We start from the raw sequence: 1,018 nt of genomic DNA, 5'->3' as shown, positions 1-1,018 counted from the left end.
TGACTCCAATATATTTAGTTGAGATTTAAAGTCTGAACTGGCGAATTTATGAGTTACAAACACAATAATCTGATGGCAATGCGTCACCGTTTTTGGGATGAGTCTTCAGATCATGTATTAAATGAAAAGCAATTTTTACAGCAGACCTTAATCGAACAAGGCATTTTTAATAATGCGACTTTTGATGATGTTAAGTACTTTTTCTATACACTGCCTAGCATCGTTATTGTAAAGGCTCATGCGCTTGGTTTTATGCATGATTCCGTCAAGCAAATGGTTATTCAACATATTCAAGCTAATCGTATGCATTTAATGCAAAAGGCTGAATTGAAAATTCAGTTTAAAATGTAATTTTACGGTTAGCATCTGATACGACGTTTTATAGTGGTTTATTTTTCTGAGTGGTGGATATTTTAATTTTCTCTCTAACGCTTAGGCTATTTTTAGAAAATTAAAATCTAAAATGAGACTTTCAACTCACCATTCAGTCTGAGGGAACTATTTTAATACGTTCAAAACATGTAATATTCGTTACAATTTTAGATCACCAGCGTTTGGCTGCATGATGCGCATAGGATTCTATTTTCATGTCAAATCAGAACGATAAGCTTAAAAACTTCTTCCATGGATCGACGCTTATCAATCGCGAAAGCTTCTTTACTGGCAGGAACACGTTGGGCTACTGCAAGTGCCTCTTCCCTCTTTTCTAGTGAAGAAGAAAAAGAGAAGAAGCGTAAAAAGGCAATGAGCGAGCAAGCTAATTATCTTGTTTCTGAAATTGGCAAACTTAAAGGTTCTATTGTCAAGATTGGCCAAATGATGGCGCTTTATGGTGAACATTTTTTACCTGAAGAAATTACTCAAGCTTTAAATACCTTAAATAACCAAACTGTTGCTTTAGACTGGCCAGCAATTAAACCTCATTTACAAGAACAACTAGGTTCTAAGTTAAATGATCTAACAATTGACCATGAGCCTATCGGTACGGCTTCTTTGGCACAAGTTCATCGCGCAACAC

At 35.6% G+C, this 1,018-nt stretch carries 2 protein-coding genes; both read left to right on the top strand.

Features of this window, described 5'->3' with window-relative positions; all coding sequences use genetic code 11:
* Positions 1-48 precede the first annotated feature (48 nt).
* Positions 49-351 carry a hypothetical protein gene (locus VXQ92_RS21380; RefSeq protein ID WP_000120631.1) on the top strand — a complete coding sequence of 101 codons (303 nt, stop codon included), beginning with the start codon at positions 49-51 and terminating at the stop codon, positions 349-351.
* A gap of 273 nt (positions 352-624) precedes the next feature.
* Positions 625-1,018 (top strand): AarF/UbiB family protein (locus VXQ92_RS21375; protein ID WP_416683106.1); only part of this gene is annotated, 394 nt, incomplete at its 3' end.

Source organism: Acinetobacter sp. 228 (assembly GCF_048147885.1).
The sequence above is the reverse complement of the archived record's forward strand: the minus strand, read 5'-3'. Positions and strand labels throughout refer to the sequence as shown.